Consider the following 18313-nt stretch of genomic DNA (forward strand, 5'->3'; position numbering starts at 1 on the left):
GTACCGACTGGGCTCACGCAACATTCGGCGCCTGATCGCAAAGGGGAGCAAGCCTGAATCGGCCGGCCCGGTCAACCGGTGGGGGCCGACAAAACGACGGCAATCCCCTCAGGCGTCTCTCTGGCGGCCGATCCGCCCGAGATGGGTGAAGCCGAACCCGGCCGAATATTTCAGGCCGTAGCCGAGCGCCCGGTCGATGCCGATATGGGCGAGCCAGATCATGGCGATGGACAGCGTGAGCGGCGAGGCGAAGCCGAAGCCCAGCGTCAGCAGCGCCACCGGTGCCATGTAGCTGTGGGCGGCATTGTAGACCAGCGCCCCGAATCTGGCGTCGGCCAGGTACGCCAGGAAGCTCAGATCGGGGACGAAGAAGAGCAGGGCGAACACCAGCCACGAGCCGCCCCAGGAGGCGTAGAGCATCACCATGCCCGTGAACAGGGTCAGGCCTTCCAGCCGCAGCAGGATCTTGACGCCGCCGGTCGCCGCGCCGGTCTCGGCCGTTGCTTCATTCATCGTCGTCTCCCAGGCAAAACTTTGTAATTCCTTGCGCTTTCCCGCTGCGGCAAGGCAGCCCTGCGGCGCCGAAAGCGGCTTCCCGGCCCGCAAAATGCCGTGTTAGAACCCCCGGCAATCGCATTTTGGCTAAGAACTGGCGGGAGCAAATGAAGAATATCCTGGACGCCCTTGAAGATCGTCGCGCCGGCGCAAAGCTCGGCGGCGGGGAGAAGCGCATCGAGGCGCAGCACGCCCGCGGCAAGCTGACCGCGCGCGAGCGCATCGAGCTCCTGCTCGACAAGGGATCGTTCGAGGAGTTCGACATGTTCGTCGAGCACCGCTCCACCGAGTTCGGTATGGAGAAGAACAAGATCCCCGGCGACGGCGTCGTCACCGGTTGGGGCACCGTCAACGGCCGCAAGACGTTTGTCTTCGCGAAAGACTTCACGGTGTTCGGCGGCTCGCTCTCCGAGACCCATGCGCTGAAGATCACGAAACTTCAGGACATGGCGATGAAGGCGCGGGCGCCCATCATCGGCCTCTATGACGCGGGCGGCGCCCGCATCCAGGAGGGCGTCGCCGCGCTCGCCGGCTATTCCTATGTGTTCCGCCGCAACGTGCTCGCCTCGGGCGTGATCCCGCAGATCTCCGTCATCATGGGCCCCTGCGCCGGCGGCGACGTCTATTCGCCGGCCATGACCGACTTCATCTTCATGGTGAAGAACACCAGCTACATGTTCGTCACCGGCCCCGACGTGGTGAAGACCGTCACCAACGAGGTCGTCACGGCCGAAGAACTCGGCGGCGCCTCGGTGCACGCCACGCGCTCCTCGATCGCGGACGGTGCCTTCGAGAACGACGTCGAGACGCTCTTGCAGATGCGTCGCCTGATCGACTTCCTGCCGTCCAACAACACCGACGGCGTGCCGGAATGGCCGAGCTTTGACGATATCGGCCGGGTCGACATGTCCTTGGACACGCTGATCCCCGACAATCCGAACAAGCCCTACGACATGAAGGAGCTGATCCTCAAGGTCGTGGACGAGGGCGATTTCTTCGAGGTTGCGGATGCCTTCGCCAAGAACATCGTCACGGGCTTCGGCCGTATCGCCGGCCGCACCGTCGGCTTCGTCGCCAACCAGCCGATGGTGCTGGCCGGCGTGCTCGACAGCGACGCGTCGCGCAAGGCGGCGCGCTTCGTCCGTTTTTGCGATGCCTTCAACATCCCGATCGTCACCTTCGTCGACGTGCCGGGCTTCCTGCCGGGCACCGCGCAGGAATATGGCGGCCTGATCAAGCACGGCGCGAAGCTGCTGTTCGCCTATTCGCAGTGCACGGTGCCGCTGGTCACCATCATCACCCGCAAGGCCTATGGCGGCGCCTTCGACGTCATGGCCTCCAAGGAGATCGGCGCCGACATGAACTACGCCTGGCCGACCGCCCAGATCGCCGTGATGGGCGCCAAGGGCGCGGTCGAGATCATCTTCCGCGCCGACATCGGCGACCCCGACAAGATCGCCGCGCGCACCAAGGAATACGAAGACCGCTTCCTGTCCCCCTTCATCGCCGCCGAGCGCGGCTACATCGACGACGTCATCATGCCGCACTCGACCCGTAAGCGGATCGCCCGGGCGTTGGCGATGCTGAAGGACAAGAAGGTGGAAACGCCGGCGAAGAAGCACGACAATTTGCCGTTGTGAGGCCTCGTAGCCCGGATGGAGCGTAGCGAAATCCGGGTCTTGCCTTAGTCCCGCATGTCGCTGCGCTCGTGCGGACGACTGGTTTCTTCTGATTTGGCATCTCGATCCAAATGACCGAAGACGATCTGACCGACGAGATTTCCGACATCGAAGACCGGATCGAGGCGCTGGCCGAGATCGCCGAGCGATGCCGGAAGTACATTCTGGCATCCAAGATCGCGATTGGCGGCGGCGGCGCGCTGTTGTTGATCACGATCCTTGGGTTGTTCGGGACAGGTCTGACCGCGGCGCTCGGATCGATCGCCCTGGTGCTGGGCGGGATCGTGTCGCTCGGTTCGAACATCAGCACGTTGCAGCAAACCGAGAGCGCCATCGGTGCTGCCGAGGCGCTTCGCGCGCAACTGATCGGCAGGATCGATCTTCGCGTGGTTGAGGACACGCCGCTGAAGTTGGTGTGAGGCGAAATTCGTAGGGTGGGTTAGCCCCGCGACTGCGCGAAGCGCAGTTTGCGCGGCGTAGCCCACCATCTTTGTTGAAACATGCGTTGGCGGATTACGCTTGCGCTAATCCGCCCTACGTTTGACATCCGCCGCAGCGAAATGCGCCATCTGATCGGCGTGGGCTTTTGCGAACGCCGGACGGCCCGTGGCGCGCGCGACGTAGTCGCGGCAGGCAGGACTGTCCGCCAGGCCGTCGAACTTGTCGACGACGCGCAGCACGTCCGACATCAGGATGTCGGCGACGGAGAAAGACCCCGCCAGCCATTCGCGCAGCGCAAGCACCGTCTCCATGTGCTTGAGGCGGAGTTTTAGGAAGTCGTCGACGAACTTCACGGCGGGTGAGCCATCGTCACTGCCGGTGAACTTGAACATGGTCCAGGGCAGGGCCGGCATCTCCACCGAATTGAGCGCCGCGAACACCCATTCGACCGTGTCGCTGCGGCCGCGCGGATCGATGGGCATCAGCTTCGCACTGAGTTCACCCAGATGCAGCAGGATCGCGCCGCTCTCGAAGATCGAGAGGTCGCCGTCGGTCAGCCACGGCACCTGGCCGAAGGGCTGGTGCGCGAAATGCGCGGCATCCCGCGGGCCGAACGGCACGCTCGCGACGTGGTAGGGCAACGCGGCTTCTTCCAGCGCCCAGCGCACGCGAAGGTCGCGCACGAAACCGCGCGGCATTTCGGGAACCCAGTCGAAGGTGGTGAGGGTGAGGTTGGCCATGCGGTGTCTCCGTGCTGTCTGGGCATAGGACGGATGAAGGACGGGCGTTCCGACAGCGTGAGACTTTTTTTTCTCCGCGGGCAGCGACCGTAGGGTGGGCAAAGGCGCGCTTGCGCCGTGCCCACCATCTTTTGGCCGACGATAGAAGTGGTGGGCACGCTCCGCTTTGCCCACCCTACGGGGCCAATGGGCTTCGCTCACTGCCCAAGCTTCGCCAGCTTGCCTTGCTTCGCGGCCTCGACCGCGCGCTCGGCATCCTCCGGCAGCAGGGTCCGCTCCGCCACCTGCCGCGCCGCCTCGCGCTTCACCGCGGCGACATACGCCCCGTCATCCGCATATCGCTCGGCGATCGACAAGCGCGGATCATGCACTTCCTTCCGCGCGGCCTCCGTCGGTGCGAATGGCACGACCGCGCCTTGCAGCGGATAGAGCGCTGTTGGGCCAAATCCCTGCGCGCGCGGATTCCACGCGGTGTAGGTCGCGCGCGGGACCGCCAATGCGAGTTGGCGGATGCCCGCGATCGCCATGCCGTCATTGTCCGCCTTCGGCACGAACACGGGATAGCGGCCGATCTCCTTGGGCGGCAGCACGCTCTGATCGGAGAAGGCGGCGAGCGTATGGATGCCGGCATAGGGCAAGCCGGGGATATCCATCGGCACCGCGCCTTGCGCCGGCACGAGCGTGCCGTGGGCGCGCATGGGGACGCGGCTTGCGGGCGGTTTGATGCCGTCGCTGATCCAGGCGTTGAGGTCGGTGAGCAGCGCGCGCATAGGCATGCCCGCATGCATCGGGTTTTGCGGCAGCGACATCGCAGGCAAACCCTTCTTCATCACGTCGGCGGCTTCGGCGAAATGCGGCGTGCCTGATATCATGTAGGCGCGGACATTGTCGGGCAGATCGAGATGGTTGCCGGCGAGGTCGGTGACCAGCAGCGAGGCGTGCGAGGCCCACCATTCGTGCTCGCTATCGGTCTGCATCACCTTCGGGCACGTCGCCGAGAGCGCGCAGCGGCGGAGCAGGCCGTCGGTCTTGCCGGAATAGGGATCGCTCAGGCTCGCATAGGTGAAGGGGAAGAGATCGGCCTGCCACGCCGGATCCTGCGGATGGCGCGGGTTGCGGCCGGGCTGGCCGAAGCGGACGTTGGTCGCCATCCGCCGCGTGCCCGCGACATGCGGCATCAATCCGTCGAACACGGTGCGCCCCTGAAGATCCTCGTTGAAGCCGAGATAGAGGAAGTCGCGGAGAAAGCGGCCGGATTGCGACACGCCGAAGCCGATGGCGCGGCTGACGGAGGGATGCAGGCCGTTCAGCAGCGGGTTCGCTTGCGTCTCATCGTGGCGGAGAAAGCTGACGACGTCGCGCACGGCGGCATAGCCCATGCCGAGCGGCACAGGATCGCGCGCGGTGTAGGTGATCTCGTAGAGCGCGCCGGCATCAAAACCGTCGGGCCGGGTGATCTCCACCGTCACGGGATCGACGAGCTTTGCGAGGAGGCCGGAAGGCGCCTGCCGCGCATCGGCCCAGGCGGCGCGTACGGAGACCTTGAGGTCGGCGGCGTCAGTCGCCGGCCAGGTCAGCGTCGCACGCGCGGGATTGGTCGTGTTGTCGAAGACCACCTCTTCGCGCGCGGGCCCGGTGACGGTCTTCAGCACCGGTGCCGTCATCGCCATCTGGCCGGGCTTGGAGGGGATGTCGCCCTGCCAGCCGACCCAGACCATCGTAAAACCCTGGCGGTGCAGGAAGCCGATGCCGGCATCCTCGGCCTTGTCGGCATTGTTGGCGCCGGGCTGGGCGGCATCGTCGAACAATTGCGGCGCCAGCTTGCGGCCGCGATTGGGCACCTCGAGCAGCAGTGTGCCGTTGCCGTGGGTGGGATCGGTGGGCCGCAGGATCACGACGTCGGCGGTGGCTGCCACCTTGCCGTCGGAGCTACGCGGCGCGAGCGCGAGGTCGGTGATGACAGCGTTGCGATCGTCCGACGGGTTGAGCGCGAAGGTCGCGCGCGCGGTGATGCGCTCATAGGTGCCGACATCGCCAAAGCTGCGTCCGGCAAAGGCGGGCTCGCGCGCGAGGATGTCGAAGCGGACGATTTCGGCGAGCGAGGCCGTGGGCCACAGGCACGTGATCGCAATGAGGCCCGTGATGATCCTGCGCATGGCCATTCCTTCCCCCATCGGCGCGATCCGAATGTTCCGTCGCGCGGGCTTTTTGTTGCCGCCACTATAACCGTCTATGCTGCGGCCAAACAACGGGAGGAAACACATGCCTGCTGCCTACTTCGTCGTTCGCGCGACCGTCACCGACGCCAGCAAGCGCGCCGCCTTCGACACATGGTACGAGACCGCGCATGTGCCGGACGCGGTGAAGGCGTTCGGCGTGAGTAAGTGTCTGTTCCAAAACATGTTGAGTCGAATGAATCGGTTGTGATTCAAGGTGAGCGGCCTGATTCGATGGGGACGCGCCGCCAATGTGGACTACCGAGAACCGTGCACGCTACGACCGCAGCCGCCTGCGCTATCCGAGCGACTTGACCGACGAGGAGTGGGCGCTGATCGCGCCTCGCATCCCGCCGGCCAAGCGCGGCGGCAACAAGCGTACGGTGGACCTGCGCGAGATTGCCAACGGGCTGATGTACATCCTGAGCACAGGTTGCCAGTGGCGCGCGATCCCCAAGGACCTGCCGCCGCGCTCGACGCTGTATGGCTACTTCGATCTGTGGAGCTGGAACGGCACGCTCGATAAAATTCATCACGCCCTCTATGTCGAATGTCGCGAAAGGGCCGAGCGCGAGGCTTCTCCCACCGCCGCCATCATCGATAGCCAGAGCGTGAAAAGCGCTGAAAAAGGGGGCCTCATGATCTCCATGGCTACGACGCGGGCAAGAAGATCAAGGGCAAGAAGCGGCACATTCTCGTCGACACGCAAGGCCTCTTGATGCACGCCATCGTGCATGCGGCGGACATCCAGGATCGCGACGGCGGCGTGCTCCTGATGGCAACGTTGTTCGGCCTCTATCCCTTTCTTCTGAAGCTCTACGCCGACGGCGGATATCAAGGGCCACATTTCCAGAAGGGGCTGCGTAGCGCTCTGAAGCGCGTGAACCTCGAAATCGTCAAACGCTCCGATCAGGCTCACCGTTTCGTCGTCTTGCCCAAACGCTGGATCGTCGAGCGTACCTTTGCCTGGCTCGGGCGATGCCGAAGACTGTCCAAAGATTGGGAATGCTTCAATCACAGGGCGCTCGCCTTTCTCAAGCTGGCCTCCATCCGACTCATGCTGCGAAAGCTATGCAATCCAAGGTAATCTTTCCGGACAGACTCTAAGGCCTGGCGGTTCTGGAGCCTGGACGATCCCTCGCTGCATCAGGCCATGTATCAGTTCGATGACGGGGCCAAGCTGGCTGCGATGCTGAAGGGCGATGCGTTGAAGCAGCTCGTCGCCGATTTCAATCGCGACTGGCCCGACGTGAAGCGCACGCGCGAGACGCTGGTGCTCGCGCAGGAGTTTGCGAAGCAGGACGCCGGAGCGTAGCTCGCACCGAGTCCCGCAGCTCGTTCGTCCCTGACACCCATGTCATGAACCTGAAGATGCGATTCAGCTTCCGTTCATGTCGTGACCGCGACACTCCCTCTGCATCACTTGCTCGATAGCCTAGAGGACACGTCATGGAGCGTCGGAACTTTTTGAAACTTGCATTCGGCGTCGCGGCTGGAGCCGCGACGTTGACCGCGACCGCACAAGCTGCGCCGTTGGCGCCGCAGCCGCTCGGTGATCCCGCGCGCGCGCCGCAAGGCAATCCCGACGCTCGTCCCGCCGTCACCACCAGTGAGGAGACCGCGCAGCTCAAGCCCGAGCAGGTGCATTGGCATGGCCACCACCGCCATGGGGGCTGGCGCCGCCGCCACTGGGGTTGGCATCGCCGGCGCTGGCACCGCCACCACTGGTAAGCTCGGCACAAGCCAGGCCTTGAACGGGGATCGCGATTGACGGTCCCCGTTTTGATTCGGAGCTGGCGGATGCGACGTCAGGCGTTCAAAACGAAAATGGCCGCGCAGGCTTTCGCCGCACGGCCATCTCGCAATACGAAAAGGTCAGATCAGATCGGGCGGCAGCGGCCACCCCACCAACGGAAGCCGTACGGGCAGACGCGGGCGCGGGGCACGACGACGACCGGCGGGGCAACCACCACCGGGCCGGGCCGCACAACGACCGCACCGCGCATCGGGCGGCAGCCGCCATAGGCGCCGCGGTACCAGCCGGGGCCGCAGCCGCCGGCGGCGCTGGCCGCTTCGCTGAAACCGACGACCGCGCTGGCGAGCATGACGGCGGCAAACAGGTCCTTGGGCAGGTTTTTGGGGCGCTTGCGGCGCACAATGAATCAAAAGACACGATTCGACACGTTAAATTTGGGCACGTGCCGACACGTCGCGATCCAAACCTGCCAATCATGATCTGAATGCGGCATGAACATTCTCTGCATGCGGCTTCCGGCGACAGCAATGGCGCTGGAGCGCCGTCCCGATGGAATCGGAACGGGGCTCCATGTTTTTTGTTTTGTCGCGTTTTCTTGACGCGAACCGGTATCCACTTCGCTCGAAAACGCTCTAGCGACCGAGAAAGCCCAGCACCAATTCCTTGTACTTCTCCGGCGCCTCCAGGAAGACGAGGTGGCCTGTGTCCGGGATCACTTCGGCCCGCGCGTTCGGCATCTTGGCCGCAAGCGCTTTCGCGAGCTCCGCGTTCTGGCCCATTTTCGCGCGCAATGCCTCCGGCGCGTTCGGACGGCCCGGCGCGTTGTGATCGTCGGCGCCCATGATGAACAGCGTCGGCTCTGTGATCAACGCGACCTCGTGCGCGACCGGCTCGCGATAGATCATCTGGCCGGAGCTGACGTAGGCGCGCAGCCAGCGCGGATAATCGGGGCTGCCCTTGATGTTGAAGCGGGCGTCGACGAACGGCGTGATCGCGTCTGGTGGCAGCTTGATCGCGTAATTGGTCTGGAGCTGCTTGCGATAGCCGTCGGGTGTGAGCTTGTCCTCGCTCTCGATGATCTTCTCGGTCGGCGTCGGGGGCACGTAGAGGCGGTAGTCTTCCAGCCCGATCGGCGCGGTCAGCACGAGATGGGCGACGCGATCCGGATAGGCGCGGGCGATGCGCACGCCCAGCATGCCGCCGAGCGAATGCGCGACGACCTCGGCTTTGTTGATCTTGAGATGATCGAGCAGCGCAATGGTGTTGCGCGCCAGATTGTCGAAGTGCAATTCGCCGGTCGGCTTCGAAGATTTGCCGAAGCCGATCTGGTCCGGCACCACGACGCGGAAGCCTGCCTCGCTCAGCATCTTGATGACGGGCGCCCAGTAGCTCGACGGAAAATTGCGCCCGTGCAGCAGCACGACGGTGCGGCCGTTCGGCCGCTCGGGCGCGACGTCCATGTAGGCCATGCTGAGCTGCTCGCCGTCATTGATGACAGGCAGCAGATGCACGGGATACGGATAGGCAAAGCCTTCGAGCGCGATGCCGTAGGGCTCGCGCGGGGTGGTGTCGGCGGCGTGGGCGGACGTGAACGGGGAAGCGAGGAGGGCTGCGGCAAGCGCGGCCGGGAGGATGCGGTTCATGAAGATCTCGTAATTGGAGCCGTCATTCCGGGGTACGTCGAAGACGCGAACCCGGAATCTGGAAGTTCCAGGTTCGATGCTTTGCATCGCCCTGGAACGACACTGCGCTTAAAGCGATGGATGGCCCGGTCAAGCCCGGCCATGACGGAAGGCGTGGTTCACACGCAAACGTGCGATCTCACGCACCTGGCGTGATCAATCCTTCCCGGTCCCGAACAGCGTCGCAAACTGCTTCTCGCCGGTACGGGTGAAATTCACCACGCGGCTGCCGGGCGTGGCGTCGCGCGCGGCCCATTTCAGCTCGGCGAAACGCTGCATCATGGCGGCGCCCAGCGTGCCCGCGAGATGATGGCGTCGCTCGCTCCAGTCCAGGCAGGCCTTGCACACCGGACGGCGCGGATGGGTGAGCATGTCGGGCGAGATCTGCAAATGCTTTGCGAGGAAGCGCTCGCCCTCGGCCGTCAGCTCGATGTCCTGTTCTTCTGTCTGACCAGGTTTCGCGTGCGTAGACTGTCCAGCATCTGCACGCCGAGATCGCCGGCGAGGTGGTCGTAGCAGATCCGAGCGCGCCGCAGCGCCGGATCCTTCGGCCCCGTGCGCACGCGCATGTGGCCGGTCCGCGCGGCAAGTCCCGCAAGGCCTTCGAGCACGCCGGCGACGTCGTCGTCGGTGAGGCGGTAGTAGCGGTGGCGGCCCTGCTTCTCCGGCTCGATCAGCCCGCCGGCCTCGAGCTTGGCCAGATGCGAGCTCGCGGTCTGCGGCGTGATGCCTGCCTCCTGCGCGAGCTCGCTCGCAGTGAGCGCGCGGCCGTTCATCAGCGCGGTGAGCATGTTGGCGCGGGCGGGGTCGCCGACCAGCGAGGCAATCATGGCGATGTCAGGACCTGATTTCATGCTTCGATGCTAGCCGAAGCATTGAAGTGGAGCAAGGACGTAGTCTGTCTTTGCGAACACGTCATTGCCAGCGAAGCGAAGCAATCCAGTTGCTTCAGCGGCGACGGTGTTGCTTGCGCTTGCCGCAATGAAAAATTAGGGAGCCCACCATGTCCGTCACCGTCTTCATCCGCTACCAGCTCGATCCCTTCAAGCGCGCGCAGTTCGAGGAGTACTCAAAGCACTGGCTCACCATCATCCCGAAATGCGGCGGCGACCTGATCGGCTATTTCATGCCGCATGAGGGCACCAACAACATCGCGTTTGCGCTGATCACCTTCGAGAGTCTGGCCGCCTATGAGGCCTATCGCGCCCGGCTGCGGCAGGACGCAGACGGCATGACCAATTTCCATTTCGCCGAGGAGAACAAATTCATCCTCGCGGAAGAGCGCACCTTCCTGCGCAAGGTGGTATTGTAGGCCGCCAACGCAAAGGAGACGCCCATGATTGCCGTGATTTTCGAAGTCTGGCCCAAGCCGGAACATCGCCAGGACTACTTCGACCTCGCGGCCGACCTGAAGCCGATCCTGCAAACCATCGATGGCTTCATCTCGGTCGAGCGCTTTGAAAGCCTGACCGAGAAGGGCAAGATCCTGTCGGTGTCGTTCTGGCGCGACGAGGCAGCAGTCCAGGCCTGGCGCAACACGATGGAACACCGGCGCACGCAGGCGAAGGGCAGGGCGAAGATCTTTGCCGATTATCACCTGCGCATCGCCAGCGTCATCCGCGACTACGGCATGAATGATCGCGAGCAGGCGCCGAAGGACAGCCGCGCCGTGCACGACGCGCACTAGCTTTTGCGGGCGCGCACTGGCGCTGCCCAGTGCGCGCGCTTATGTCTGCGCGGCCAACAAGGGAGAGAAACATGCATGTGACAACCGCTGACAAGCGCGCGACGTTCAAGACGATGCACGAGAGCGGCTGCTTCATCCTGCCCAATCCGGTCGACGTCGGCAGCGCCAAGGCGTTGCAGCATCTCGGGTTCAAGGCACTGGCCTCATCGAGCGCGGGCTTTGCCTGGACCATCGGCAAGGCCGACAACCACGTCACGGTCGACGATGTCTGTCAGCATCTGGCAGCATTGTGCTCGGCCGTCGACATCCCCGTGAATGCGGATTTCGAGGGCGGCTTCGCCGTCGAGCCGGACAAGGTCGCGGACAATGTCGAGCGCGGTGTACGCACCGGCGTCGCCGGCCTCTCGATCGAGGATTCCACCGGCGACAAAGACAAGCCGCTCTACGAGCGCGCGCTGGCGGTCGAGCGCATCAAGGCGTCGCGCAAGGCGATCGGCGACAGCGGCACGCTGCTGGTCGGCCGCTGCGAGGCGTATCTGTGGGGCGTGACCGACCTCAAGCTGGTCATCGACCGGCTCACGGCCTATGCGGACGCAGGCGCCGATTGCCTCTACGCGCCGGGCCTGAAGACGCGCGAGGACATCGCCGCCGTGGTGAAGGCTGTCGCCCCAAAGCCGTTCAACCTGCTGATCGGCGCGTCCGGGCTGTCCTTGCAGGAGGCCGCCGACCTCGGCGTGCGCCGCATCAGCGTCGGCGGCTCGCTCGCCCGCGCTGCCTGGGGCGGCTTCATGCGCGCCGCGAAGGAGATGGCGGAGAAGGGGACCTTTACCGAGCTCGGCACCGGCTATTCCGGCGGCGACCTCAACAAGATGTTCAGCTAAACGAAAAGCGGCGGGATGTGAGGTCCCGCCGCTCTCTCATCCTCTCGGTGTCATGCCCCGCGCAAGCGGGGCATCCAGTACGCCGCGGCCTCTCGATTCAATCTCCGCCGCTGGTGGAATACTGGGTCGCCCGGTCAAGCCGGGCGACGACAGCTGTTGTCGTTACTTCGCGCCCTCGGACGGGGCGGCCGGATCAGGCGCCGCCGGCTTGCTCGGGGCAGCACCCGTGGTCACGCCGGGTGCGGTGTTGTTGCGCGGCGTCACGTCACGCATGCCGGGAGGCGCGGCCGGATTCGCGGGCGGAGCCTGCTGGGCGGTCTGCGTCGCCGGCGTGTTGCTGGCCTGGTTGCCGGTGCTCGTGTTGTTCAGTCCGTAGAAAACGGCACCCAGTACCAAGGCGATCGCCACTGCGAACAAGGCTACCTTGCCGCTGGAGGCGGGGCCTTCGCCAAGCTCGGGATCGACCTGAAGCTCGGCATCCCGTCGCGCCGCACGGACATACTCATCATCGGCGAGATTCGGGCGATACGGATCGTTGGGAAAACGGTCGTCAGCCATCGATTTTGTCTCCTCGATTATTGCGGCTGGACAACCCGTAGATGCGAGATTCTGTTCCGCCCTCCATAGTGCTTTCGTCGCATGTTGCCCTTGCGCGAGGAATCGGGAACCTGTTCATTTTGGAACCGTGCGCGTCGGTTCCATCGATGGGGAAGGGAACGAGGCGATGTGGAGCTTGCCGCCAAGCGATAGCGTGCTGCATCTGTTGTCGCTGGTCGCGGTCGCAGCGCAAGGCATGACCGCCGCGCTCGCGGCCGGCCGCCGGAGCATGGACTGGCTCGGCGTCTGCTTCCTCGGCTGTATCACCGCGCTCGGCGGCGGCACCTTGCGCGATCTCTTCCTCGGGCATTATCCGCTGGCCTGGGTCGCTCATCCCATCTACCTCGCGCTGGCCGGCGGCGCCGCCTTCCTCACCATCCTGATCGCGCGGCTCGTGCACCGGCTGAAGGTGGCCTTCATCGTGCTCGATGCCATCGGCCTCGTGGTCTTCACCATGGCCGGCTGCGACATCGCCTGGCAGACGGGTGCCACGCTGCCGATCGTCATCGTCTCCGGCATGGTGACCGGCTGCGCGGGCGGGGTGCTGCGCGATGTGCTCTGCAACGACGTGCCGCTGCTGTTCCGCTCCGAGCTCTACGCGACCGTTTCGGTGGCGACCGGCCTGTTCTACGCCACCGCCTTCGGCCTCAATCTCAACGCGGAGCTCTGGACCATCTTGACGTTTATCCTCGGCGTCAGCTTCCGCCTGCTCGCGGTGCGCTACAAATGGGAGATGCCGAAATTCGTGTTCACGGAAGGCGAGGAGCGGTAGGCTCTTTCGTTCACTGTTCCATCTACGTCGTCATTGCGAGCGCAGCGAAGCAATCCAGCATCTTTCCGCGGAGGGACTCTGGATTGCTTCGCTGCGCTCGCAATGACGGAGAGGAGGCAGCAAGAACTACGGCTTTCCCTTCCGCGCCTTCGCCACCTGCGCCGTGGTCACCAGCGGCGCGGCGTTGCCCCAGGAATTGCGGATGTAGTTCGTCACTGCGGCGATCTCTTCGTCGGACAATTGCTTGGCATAGCCCGGCATCTCGCCGGCGTTGGGCGCGCGTGGCGTCGTCACGGTGTGGGCGCCGTCGAGGATGATGCGCAAGCTGGAGGACGGATTGACCGATTGCAGAAGCGCGTTGCCGGGCAGGGGCGGATAGATGCGCGGCGCGCCGGAGCCGTCGGCTTCATGGCAGGCGATGCAGAGTTTTGCGTAGACGGCCTGGCCGGCCTTCATCTCGGCCTCGTCGGGCGGCGTCACGATCGTCTCGCGCCGCGACGGCGGCAGGCTCTTCAGATATTCCGCGATGGCGCGCACATCGGCATCGCTCATCCTCGAGGTCGAGCCGACGACCACCTCGGCCATCAGCCCGCCGGCATGGCTTTTGACGTTTCGCCCGCTTTGCAGATATTCGGTGATGTCTTCGACGCTCCATGACTTCAGCCCGGTGCGCGCGGCGCCATCGAGCCTTGGTGCGTACCAGCCGCCGACCTCGTTGCCCGACAGCGCCTGCGCCGTTTTGTCCGCGCCGAAATAGTTCTTCGGTGTGTGGCAGGCGCCGCAATGGCCGAGCCCGGTGACGAGATAGCCGCCTCTGTTCCACGCCGCGCTCTGGCTCTGGTCCGGCTCGAACAGGCCGGGCTTGAAATACATGGCGTTCCAGACCCGCATCAGGCCGCGATAGCCGAACGGCCAGCGCAGCTCTGGCGGCTTGTTGCGGCTCGCCACGGGCGCCAGCGTTCCGAGATAGGCCCGGATCGCCAGCGTGTCGTCCTTCGTCATCTTCGTGAAATAGGGATAGGGGAAGGCCGGGTAATAGTTCGAGCCGTCGGGCGCGACGCCGGTGCGCACCGCGCGGGTGAAATCGGCGTCGGTCCAGGCGCCGATCCCGGTGTCACGATCCGGCGTCAGGTTCGGCGCGTAGATCGCGCCGAAGGGCGTATCGATGCGCTTTCCGCCCGCGAATGGCTTTGCCGGATCGGTGGTGTGGCAGCCCGCGCAGTCGCCGGCCTCGACCAGCGCCTTGCCATAGGCGATTAGCTCCGGCGATGGCTCGGCGGCGCGGGCCGCGCTCGCAACTGCACTGCACAATGCGACAACAGCCAGAATCATTCGCATCGAAAGCTTCCCCTGCGACCAATCGCCCGGATAGGAGCCTCACGTCGTTTCGCGTCGGTGGGGGTATGGTGACACAAATTGAAAATGCTTGATGCCTTTGCAGCCACGAAATTGCGATTATTACCCGGCGCTTCCTTTGGTCCAGATTTGTGATGCGGAGCGTTAAATATCCGACATAGAGTGGCGGAGTTGGTCGGCGCGCCCTAGCTAAAAACAACGGGCAGGCAACGGCTTAAGTGGCCAAACGCTCAAACGGGCGGAGAGGACAAGAATGGGTATCAACCAGGGTCCGATCAGTCTCGACCAGAAATACACCCAGGAAACCGGACACGTCTTCACCACGGGCATCCAGGCCCTGGTCCGGTTGCCGATGGCCCAGATCCGGCGCGACCGCGCCAACGGCCTCAACACCGCGGGCTTCATCTCCGGCTACCGCGGCTCGCCGCTCGGTGGCTACGACCAGCAGCTCTTTGCGGCGCGAAAACATCTCGAGCAGTACAACATCAAGTTCCAGCCCGGCGTGAACGAGGATTTGGCGGCGACTGCCGTGTGGGGCTCGCAGCAGCTCAACCTCTCGCCCGGCGCCAAATATGATGGCGTCGTCGGCATCTGGTACGGCAAGGGCCCCGGCGTCGATCGCTGCGGCGACGTGTTCCGCCACGGCAATGCCGCCGGCTCGGCCAAGAACGGCGGTGTGCTGTGTCTGGCCGGCGACGACCACGCTGCAAAATCCTCCACTGTTCCGCATCAGTCCGACCACGCCTTCATGTCGGCGCTGATGCCGTATCTCTATCCGTCCAGCATCCACGAGATGATCGAGATGGGCCTGCTCGGCATCGCGATGTCGCGCTATTCGGGCTGCTGGGTCGGCATGAAGGTGATCACGGAGACGGTGGAGACCACCGCCGAGATCGACCTCACCGACGAGATGAAGCCGTTCATCATCCCGCCCGATTTCGAGCTGCCGCCCGGTGGCCTCAATCTGCGCTGGCCTGACGACCGCTTCGAGCAGGACCGCCGCCTCCAGGACTACAAGGGCTTTGCCGCGATCGCCTTTGCGCGCGCCAACAAGGTCAACCGCGTCACCATGGATTCGCCGAACGCCCGTTTCGGCATCATGGCGTCGGGCAAGAGCTATGAGGACGTCCGCCAGGCGCTGCGCGAGCTCGGGATCACCGAGGAGGTCGCCGCCAAGATCGGGCTTCGCCTCTACAAGATCGGCATGCCCTGGCCGCTGGAGCCGGAAGGCGTACGCCAGTTTGCGGTCGGCCTCGAAGAGATCTTCATCATCGAGGAACGGCGCGAGATCGTCGAGAACCAGGTCAAGCAGGAGCTGTTCAACTGGCGCGACGACGTCCGCCCGCGCATCGTCGGCAAGATGGACGAGCACGACAAACGCTTCCTGACCTTCGCCGCCGAACTCAGCGTCGCCTCGCTTGCGACCTCGCTCACCGAGCGGCTTCTCCGCCTCAATCTCAACCCCGAGATCGCGGAGATGCTCCGCGCCAAGGCCGACTGGTTCAACGGCCGCCAGGCCACGCAAATGCAGGCGACGGCGCCTGTCTCTCGCGTGCCGTATTTCTGCTCCGGCTGCCCCCACAATACTTCGACCAAGGTCCCCGAAGGCAGCCGTGCGCTCGCCGGGATCGGCTGTCACTTCATGGCGCTGTGGATGGATCGCTCGACCGAGACGTTCACGCATATGGGCGGCGAGGGCGTGCTGTGGGTCGGCATCGCGCCCTTCACCAACGAGAACCACATCTTCGCCAATCTCGGCGACGGCACCTACTTCCACTCGGGCCTTCTCGCCATCCGGCAGGCGGTCGCCTCCAAGACCAACATCACCTACAAGATCCTCTACAACGACGCCGTCGCCATGACCGGCGGCCAGCGCCATGACGGCGATCTCTCGCCGCAGCAGATCACGTTCCAGCTCCACGCCGAAGGCATCCGCGAGATCTACCTGGTCTCGGAGGCGCCCGACACCTATCCGGCCGACACCATCGCGCCCGGCGTGAAGCTGTATCACCGCGACGAACTCGACAACGTCATGAAGATGTGCCGCGAGTACAAGGGCACCTCTGCGATCGTCTTCGTGCAGACCTGCGCGGCCGAAAAGCGGCGCCGCCGCAAGCGCGGCCTGATGGAGGATCCGGCGCGCCGCGTCATGATCAACCCGGTGGTCTGCGAAGGCTGCGGCGACTGCTCGGTGCAGTCGAACTGCATCTCGGTCGAGCCCCTGGAGACCGAGTTCGGCCGCAAGCGCGCCATCAACCAATCGTCCTGCAACAAGGACTATTCCTGCGTGAAAGGCTTCTGCCCGTCCTTCGTCACCGTCGACGGCGGCAAGCCGCGCCATCGTGCGCCGGCCGATCTCGGTGACATCGGCGAGCTGCCGGAGCCCGCGTCTCGGCCGACGGTGGATAAGCCCTATAACATCGCAGTCGGCGGTGTCGGCGGCACCGGTGTGCTCACGATCGGTGCGCTGCTCGGCATGGCCGCTCATATCGAGGGCAAGGCCTCGATGATCCTCGACATGTCGGGCCTGGCGCAGAAGGGCGGGGCGGTGCTCAGTCACGTCCGTCTGTCGGATCATCCGGCCGAGGTGACCTGCTCGCGCATCGTCACTGGTACGGCAGATCTCGTGCTCGCCGCCGACGAGGTGGTCGCAGTCGCCAAGGACACGATCTCGCTCTGCGACACCAGCCGGACCCGCGGCATCATCAACAGCCACGTCATTCCGACCGCCGACTTCGTCCTCAACCGCGATTTCAACTTCCAGACCCGCAAGCTGAATGGCTTGCTGGAGACGGCGCTGCACAAGGACTCGGTGTTCTTCGATTTCACCAAGCCGGCCGAGCAGCTGCTTGGCGACAGCATCGCCACCAACATGATGATGATGGGATATGCCTATCAGAAAGGCCTGTTCCCGCTGTCGGCAGAATCGATCGAGCAGGCGATAGAGGTCAACGGCGTCGCGATCAAGATGAACAAGGAGGCCTTCCGCCTCGGCCGCCTCGCGGTCGCCGATCCCCAGCGCCTCGCCGACATGCTGAAGGGGACGGACGAGGTTGTCGCGCCGAAGACGCTCGACGCAATGACGCTGGATGAGGTCGTCGCGCATCGCGCCAAGCACCTGACCGCCTACCAGAGCGGCCGCCTGGCAAAACGCTATCGCAAGCTGGTCGATCAGGTTCGCGATGCCGCCAAGCAGGGCGGTTATGACGATGCGCTGCCGCGCGCGGTCGCGGTGAACTACGCCAAGCTCCTGGCCTACAAGGACGAATACGAGGTTGCGCGCCTCTACACCGACGGCGCTTTCGAGCAGCAGCTCCGCGACCAGTTCGAGGGCGACTTCAAGTTCAACTTCAATCTGGCCCCGCCGATCCTCAGCAGTGGTGTCGACGCGCTGGGTCGCCCGAAGAAGCGCGCCTTCGGCCCGTGGATGCTGAAGGCATTCAGGGTGCTCGCGAAATTCAAGTTCCTGCGCGGCACACCGCTCGACATCTTCGGCCACAGCGCCGACCGCAAGCTCGAGCGCGATTTGATCGTAGGCTACGAGAAGGACGTCGCCACCGTGCTCGGCCTGTTGTCGCCGATCACGGTCGACACCGCCGTCGAGCTCTTGTCACTGCCCGATCGCATCCGCGGCTACGGCCCGGTCAAGGAGAAGGCCGTCGCGAACGCGAAAGCCCGCTACGCCCAGCTCGCGGCCGACCTCGCGAGCCCACCGCCCGCGCCGAGGCAGATCGCAGCGGAGTAGGGCGGTCTCGACGCGAACGCAATGCGTAGGGTGGGTTAGCCCTGCAGATGCGCGAAGCGCATCTGCAGGGCTAACCCACCACTTCTCCGTCCACGTGGAAAGCAAAGAGGTGGGTTACGCCTTCGGCTAACCCACCCTACGATTTCCTCTTTGAAATCAACCAGCGTCCTACTGTGCATGGGGTTGTTTTCGTAAAAAAAGAAAAT

Annotated in this window: 16 protein-coding genes and 3 pseudogenes; 11 read left to right on the forward strand and 8 right to left on the reverse strand. The window is 64.5% G+C overall.

Annotated elements, in window-relative coordinates:
• Positions 1-108: 108 nt before the first annotated feature.
• Positions 109-513, reverse strand: a complete 405-nt coding sequence (locus tag HAP41_RS20830; RefSeq protein ID WP_166097199.1) for a DUF4260 domain-containing protein — start codon at positions 511-513, stop codon at positions 109-111.
• 149 nt (positions 514-662) lie between these two features.
• Between HAP41_RS20830 and HAP41_RS20835 the strand changes: the two genes are divergently transcribed.
• Both HAP41_RS20835 and HAP41_RS20840 read left to right on the forward strand, forming a co-directional pair.
• The gene (locus HAP41_RS20835) at positions 663-2195 is read left to right on the forward strand and encodes an acyl-CoA carboxylase subunit beta (protein ID WP_166097198.1); all 1533 of its coding nucleotides are present in this window, start codon (positions 663-665) and stop codon (positions 2193-2195) included.
• A gap of 110 nt (positions 2196-2305) precedes the next feature.
• Complete coding sequence (locus HAP41_RS20840) at positions 2306-2653, forward strand: hypothetical protein (RefSeq protein ID WP_166097197.1); 348 nt, start codon at positions 2306-2308, stop codon at positions 2651-2653.
• Between the two features lie 105 nt (positions 2654-2758).
• On the opposite strand, the gene HAP41_RS20845 is transcribed toward HAP41_RS20840, so the two are convergent.
• Positions 2759-3415, reverse strand: a complete 657-nt coding sequence (locus HAP41_RS20845) for a glutathione S-transferase family protein (RefSeq protein ID WP_166097196.1) — start codon at positions 3413-3415, stop codon at positions 2759-2761.
• Positions 3416-3612: 197 nt separating this feature from the next.
• Positions 3613-5571, reverse strand: coding sequence for an alpha/beta hydrolase domain-containing protein (locus tag HAP41_RS20850; protein WP_166097195.1), 1959 nt, complete (start codon positions 5569-5571; stop codon positions 3613-3615).
• Between the two features lie 106 nt (positions 5572-5677).
• Here HAP41_RS20850 and HAP41_RS20855 point away from each other — a divergent pair, with 106 nt between their 5' ends.
• The 4 genes and pseudogenes from HAP41_RS20855 (at position 5678) to HAP41_RS20870 (ending at position 7362) form a co-directional block, all read left to right on the forward strand.
• Positions 5678-5842 (forward strand): hypothetical protein, encoded by a 165-nt coding sequence (locus HAP41_RS20855; protein WP_166050469.1) that lies wholly within the window; start codon positions 5678-5680, stop codon positions 5840-5842.
• Positions 5843-5882: 40 nt separating this feature from the next.
• A pseudogene (locus HAP41_RS20860) lies at positions 5883-6718 on the forward strand (IS5 family transposase).
• A 15-nt stretch (positions 6719-6733) separates the two neighbouring features.
• Positions 6734-6946: pseudogene (locus tag HAP41_RS20865) on the forward strand (hypothetical protein); the annotation flags it as partial.
• 134 nt (positions 6947-7080) lie between these two features.
• On the forward strand, positions 7081-7362 hold the full coding sequence (locus HAP41_RS20870) for a twin-arginine translocation (Tat) (protein ID WP_166097194.1): 282 nt from the start codon (positions 7081-7083) through the stop codon (positions 7360-7362).
• A gap of 149 nt (positions 7363-7511) precedes the next feature.
• On the opposite strand, the gene HAP41_RS20875 is transcribed toward HAP41_RS20870, so the two are convergent.
• The 3 genes and pseudogenes from HAP41_RS20875 to HAP41_RS20885 form a co-directional block, all read right to left on the reverse strand.
• Positions 7512-7736, reverse strand: a complete 225-nt coding sequence (locus HAP41_RS20875) for a GCG_CRPN prefix-to-repeats domain-containing protein (RefSeq protein ID WP_166105877.1) — start codon at positions 7734-7736, stop codon at positions 7512-7514.
• Between the two features lie 283 nt (positions 7737-8019).
• Positions 8020-9030: an alpha/beta fold hydrolase gene (locus tag HAP41_RS20880; RefSeq protein ID WP_166097193.1), complete on the reverse strand. Its 1011-nt coding sequence runs from the start codon at positions 9028-9030 to the stop codon at positions 8020-8022.
• Positions 9031-9225: 195 nt separating this feature from the next.
• Positions 9226-9923: pseudogene (locus HAP41_RS20885) on the reverse strand (ArsR/SmtB family transcription factor).
• 149 nt (positions 9924-10072) lie between these two features.
• Between HAP41_RS20885 and HAP41_RS20890 the strand changes: the two are divergent.
• From HAP41_RS20890 to HAP41_RS20900, 3 genes are all read left to right on the forward strand, one after another.
• Positions 10073-10381, forward strand: coding sequence for an NIPSNAP family protein (locus tag HAP41_RS20890; protein ID WP_166097192.1), 309 nt, complete (start codon positions 10073-10075; stop codon positions 10379-10381).
• 24 nt (positions 10382-10405) lie between these two features.
• Positions 10406-10756, forward strand: a complete 351-nt coding sequence (locus HAP41_RS20895) for an antibiotic biosynthesis monooxygenase family protein (RefSeq protein WP_028151163.1) — start codon at positions 10406-10408, stop codon at positions 10754-10756.
• Between the two features lie 71 nt (positions 10757-10827).
• On the forward strand, positions 10828-11637 hold the full coding sequence (locus tag HAP41_RS20900; RefSeq protein ID WP_166097191.1) for an isocitrate lyase/PEP mutase family protein: 810 nt from the start codon (positions 10828-10830) through the stop codon (positions 11635-11637).
• A 162-nt stretch (positions 11638-11799) separates the two neighbouring features.
• Here HAP41_RS20900 and HAP41_RS20905 read toward each other — a convergent pair whose 3' ends face one another.
• Positions 11800-12195 carry a hypothetical protein gene (locus HAP41_RS20905; RefSeq protein WP_166097190.1) on the reverse strand — a complete coding sequence of 132 codons (396 nt, stop codon included), beginning with the start codon at positions 12193-12195 and terminating at the stop codon, positions 11800-11802.
• 166 nt (positions 12196-12361) lie between these two features.
• Between HAP41_RS20905 and HAP41_RS20910 the strand changes: the two genes are divergently transcribed.
• A complete protein-coding gene (locus HAP41_RS20910) occupies positions 12362-13006 on the forward strand; it encodes a trimeric intracellular cation channel family protein (protein ID WP_166097189.1) in 645 nt (214 codons plus the stop codon).
• A gap of 126 nt (positions 13007-13132) precedes the next feature.
• Here the strand turns inward: HAP41_RS20910 and HAP41_RS20915 are convergent, their stop codons facing one another.
• Positions 13133-14344: a c-type cytochrome gene (locus tag HAP41_RS20915; protein ID WP_166097188.1), complete on the reverse strand. Its 1212-nt coding sequence runs from the start codon at positions 14342-14344 to the stop codon at positions 13133-13135.
• A gap of 271 nt (positions 14345-14615) precedes the next feature.
• On the opposite strand from HAP41_RS20915, the gene HAP41_RS20920 reads away from it, so the two are divergent.
• Complete coding sequence (locus tag HAP41_RS20920) at positions 14616-18107, forward strand: indolepyruvate ferredoxin oxidoreductase family protein (protein ID WP_166097187.1); 3492 nt, start codon at positions 14616-14618, stop codon at positions 18105-18107.
• Positions 18108-18313: the final 206 nt, after the last annotated feature.

Origin of the sequence: Bradyrhizobium barranii subsp. apii, assembly GCF_011516635.5 — a bacterium.
Classification (GTDB): domain Bacteria; phylum Pseudomonadota; class Alphaproteobacteria; order Rhizobiales; family Xanthobacteraceae; genus Bradyrhizobium; species Bradyrhizobium barranii.

Bases quoted from the DNA above. Each gene is read 5' to 3' on its own strand.
- HAP41_RS20840 (WP_166097197.1), top strand. From the start codon at position 2,306: ATGACCGAAGACGATCTGACCGACGAGATTTCCGACATCGAAGACCGG.
- HAP41_RS20900 (WP_166097191.1), top strand. From the start codon at position 10,828: ATGCATGTGACAACCGCTGACAAGCGCGCGACGTTCAAGACGATGCAC.
- HAP41_RS20890 (WP_166097192.1), top strand. From the start codon at position 10,073: ATGTCCGTCACCGTCTTCATCCGCTACCAGCTCGATCCCTTCAAGCGC.
- HAP41_RS20915 (WP_166097188.1), bottom strand. From the start codon at position 14,344: ATGCGAATGATTCTGGCTGTTGTCGCATTGTGCAGTGCAGTTGCGAGC.
- HAP41_RS20895 (WP_028151163.1), top strand. From the start codon at position 10,406: ATGATTGCCGTGATTTTCGAAGTCTGGCCCAAGCCGGAACATCGCCAG.
- HAP41_RS20875 (WP_166105877.1), bottom strand. From the start codon at position 7,736: ATGCTCGCCAGCGCGGTCGTCGGTTTCAGCGAAGCGGCCAGCGCCGCC.
- HAP41_RS20845 (WP_166097196.1), bottom strand. From the start codon at position 3,415: ATGGCCAACCTCACCCTCACCACCTTCGACTGGGTTCCCGAAATGCCG.
- HAP41_RS20870 (WP_166097194.1), top strand. From the start codon at position 7,081: ATGGAGCGTCGGAACTTTTTGAAACTTGCATTCGGCGTCGCGGCTGGA.
- HAP41_RS20855 (WP_166050469.1), top strand. From the start codon at position 5,678: ATGCCTGCTGCCTACTTCGTCGTTCGCGCGACCGTCACCGACGCCAGC.
- HAP41_RS20920 (WP_166097187.1), top strand. From the start codon at position 14,616: ATGGGTATCAACCAGGGTCCGATCAGTCTCGACCAGAAATACACCCAG.
- HAP41_RS20835 (WP_166097198.1), top strand. From the start codon at position 663: ATGAAGAATATCCTGGACGCCCTTGAAGATCGTCGCGCCGGCGCAAAG.
- HAP41_RS20880 (WP_166097193.1), bottom strand. From the start codon at position 9,030: ATGAACCGCATCCTCCCGGCCGCGCTTGCCGCAGCCCTCCTCGCTTCC.
- HAP41_RS20905 (WP_166097190.1), bottom strand. From the start codon at position 12,195: ATGGCTGACGACCGTTTTCCCAACGATCCGTATCGCCCGAATCTCGCC.
- HAP41_RS20850 (WP_166097195.1), bottom strand. From the start codon at position 5,571: ATGCGCAGGATCATCACGGGCCTCATTGCGATCACGTGCCTGTGGCCC.
- HAP41_RS20830 (WP_166097199.1), bottom strand. From the start codon at position 513: ATGAATGAAGCAACGGCCGAGACCGGCGCGGCGACCGGCGGCGTCAAG.
- HAP41_RS20910 (WP_166097189.1), top strand. From the start codon at position 12,362: ATGTGGAGCTTGCCGCCAAGCGATAGCGTGCTGCATCTGTTGTCGCTG.